This window comes from Acinetobacter sp. YH12137 (assembly GCF_013418535.1).
Taxonomy (GTDB): domain Bacteria; phylum Pseudomonadota; class Gammaproteobacteria; order Pseudomonadales; family Moraxellaceae; genus Acinetobacter.
The window spans coordinates 1-2,730 of record NZ_VPBW01000076.1 but is presented as its reverse complement, the minus strand read 5'-3'; the positions used below and the strand labels follow the sequence as shown (position 1 = coordinate 2,730).

General features: G+C 51.8%; 3 protein-coding genes and 1 pseudogene. 3 read left to right on the top strand and 1 reads right to left on the bottom strand.

Going from position 1 to position 2,730, the window contains the following annotated elements; all coding sequences use genetic code 11:
* The 3 genes and pseudogenes from FTU72_RS16045 to FTU72_RS16035 all read left to right on the top strand — a co-directional run.
* Positions 1–467 (top strand): annotated as a pseudogene (locus tag FTU72_RS16045) (IS1 family transposase); the annotation flags it as partial.
* Between the two features lie 193 nt (positions 468–660).
* On the top strand, positions 661–1,521 hold the full coding sequence (gene aac(3)-IId, locus FTU72_RS16040) for an aminoglycoside N-acetyltransferase AAC(3)-IId (protein WP_000557454.1): 861 nt from the start codon (positions 661–663) through the stop codon (positions 1,519–1,521).
* A 12-nt stretch (positions 1,522–1,533) separates the two neighbouring features.
* The gene (locus FTU72_RS16035; RefSeq protein WP_000587837.1) at positions 1,534–2,076 is read left to right on the top strand and encodes an AAA family ATPase; all 543 of its coding nucleotides are present in this window, start codon (positions 1,534–1,536) and stop codon (positions 2,074–2,076) included.
* Between the two features lie 407 nt (positions 2,077–2,483).
* On the opposite strand, the gene FTU72_RS16590 is transcribed toward FTU72_RS16035, so the two are convergent.
* On the bottom strand, positions 2,484–2,730 hold a 247-nt coding region (locus tag FTU72_RS16590; protein WP_206299284.1), incomplete at its 5' end, for a hypothetical protein.

The following is a 2,730-nucleotide window of genomic DNA, read 5'->3' as shown; positions in this document are numbered from 1 at the left end:
AAAGTTTTACGTACTTTAACTGAATCAACCTATGAAATTCAGCCTCAGCAAAGTCATTATGAATCTCTCGAAGTAGATGAGTTCTGGAATTTTGTTGGAAATAAAAAGAATAAACAATGGCTTATTTACGCCTATCATCGAGAAACAGGTGAAATTGTTGCTTATGTTTGGGGTAAACGAGATTTAGCTACAGTCTAACAATTGAAGACAAAGCTTAAACAATTAGATATTCACTACACCCGAATTGCAAGTGATCATTGGGACAGTTTCATCACTGCTTTTAAAAATGGTAAGCAAAGTATTGGTAAATTTTTTACTGTAGGTATTGAAGGCAATAATTGCAAAATAAGGCATAGAATTAGGCGTAGCTTCAGAAGAAGCTGTAATTTTTCAAAAAAGCTTGAAAACCATTTTAAAGCTTTTGATTTAGCCTTCTTTTCTTTTACATCAATAATGGCTTCATTTAAAGGCAGCATACTTTTTGAAGCACCACCAAAATTTTATGTTAAGTAGAGACTAAAAATGCCCTTGATTAAGGGCTTACAAGGGCATTTTGTATAAGGTGTATTATGTTAATTTTAGAATTTCTTCATCTCGATAGGTATAGTAGAGTGATATCTCGATAGGTATAGTGTTTTGCAGTTTAGAGGAGATATCGCGATGCATACGCGGAAGGCAATAACGGAGGCGCTTCAAAAACTCGGAGTCCAAACCGGTGACCTCTTGATGGTGCATGCCTCACTTAAAGCGATTGGTCCGGTCGAAGGAGGAGCGGAGACGGTCGTTGCCGCGTTACGCTCCGCGGTTGGGCCGACTGGCACTGTGATGGGATACGCGTCGTGGGACCGATCACCCTACGAGGAGACTCTGAATGGCGCTCGGCTGGATGACGAAGCCCGCCGTACCTGGCTGCCGTTCGATCCCGCAACAGCCGGGACTTACCGTGGGTTCGGCCTGCTGAATCAATTTCTGGTTCAAGCCCCCGGCGCGCGGCGCAGCGCGCACCCCGATGCATCGATGGTCGCGGTTGGTCCGCTGGCTGAAACGCTGACGGAGCCTCACGAACTCGGTCACGCCTTGGGGGAAGGATCGCCCGTCGAGCGGTTCGTTCGCCTTGGCGGGAAGGCCCTGCTGTTGGGTGCGCCGCTAAACTCCGTTACCGCATTGCACTACGCCGAGGCGGTTGCCGATATCCCCAACAAACGGTGGGTGACGTATGAGATGCCGATGCTTGGAAGAGACGGTGAAGTCGCCTGGAAAACGGCATCGGATTACGATTCAAACGGCATTCTCGATTGCTTTGCTATCGAAGGAAAGCCGGATGCGGTTGAAACTATAGCAAATGCTTACGTGAAGCTCGGTCGCCATCGAGAAGGTGTCGTGGGCTTTGCTCAGTGCTACCTGTTCGACGCGCAGGACATCGTGACGTTCGGCGTCACCTATCTTGAGAAGCATTTCGGAACCACTCCGATCGTGCCTCCGCACGAGGCCGTCGAGCGCTCTTGCGAGCCTTCAGGTTAGAGGCCGTCGACAATGATAATCTGGATCAACGGACCTTTCGGCGCCGGAAAGACGACGCTCGCTAAGCGGCTGCGCGATCGGCGTTCCAAATCGCTGATCTTTGACCCCGAGGAAATCGGGTTCGTGGTGAAAGAAACGGTCCCCATGCCAGCGAGCGGAGACTATCAGGATCTCCCCTTGTGGAGGGGACTTACGATCGCGGCGGTCAGGGAGATTCGAAGGAATTACTCGCAGGACATCATCATCCCAATGACGCTCGTGCACCCGGACTATCTGACTGAGATACTCGACGGGGTAAGGCGGATCGACGATCAGCTGCTGCACATCTTTCTGACGCTCAACGAGGACCTATTGCGTCACCGGATCGCGAACCAGACCATGCATCCTGACCCGAATCGAAATGCGGAGATTCGAGAGTGGCGATTAGCGAATGTCGCCCGATGCTTGGCCGCAAGGGAACGGCTTCCATGCACAACCCGTGTTCTCGATAGTGGTGCACACACCAGCGATGAACTCGCAGCGATGGTGCTCGACGGAATCGATGGGCGCACCTGATCGCCTTCGACGCCTGCGCAAAGCGTAGCGCGAGGGTGGCGGGCTCACGACCAAACGCCCAGAGGTCGATCATCGCAGGGATGTTTGGCTTTGTGGTGCGGACGACGGGACTCGAACCCGTACTCTCACAGAGAAGCAGATTTTCGTACCACCTCGACTTTCGCCGCCGTCTGATGACGTTCGTGGTCTGGACTGTCCCTTCGCCATTGCCCGAAGGCTTTAGGCGCCGCCCGTCCAGTCTCTACACCTTCCCCCGAAGGGGCTTGGCTCGGGATTGGCTTAGGGTATTGCCCGTTAGCGTTCCCCGACTTTGAGCGGTTCTACTCCGCGGATTTCCCCGCGGGCACTCCAATTTTAAAGTCTGCTGCGTCTACCGATTTCGCCACGTCCGCCTTTTTTCGCCGTTCCTAGCGCTCGTGCGATGCACCTATGTTGCACCTAGCGCCGAATCGTTCTTCGTCATCCTGAAAAACCACGTCTCCTAAAGCCTTGCATAGCTTATCTTTTCTCCACCACGAACTTTTTTGGGCACTGTTGCAAATAGTCGGTGGTGATAAACTTATCATCCCCTTTTGCTGATGGAGCTGCACATGAACCCATTCAAAGGCCGGCATTTTCAGCGTGACATCATTCTGTGGGCCGTACGCTGGTACT

Excerpts from the sequence above, each read along its gene's own strand:
- FTU72_RS16035 (WP_000587837.1), top strand. The coding sequence starts at position 1,534 with ATGATAATCTGGATCAACGGACCTTTCGGCGCCGGAAAGACGACGCTC.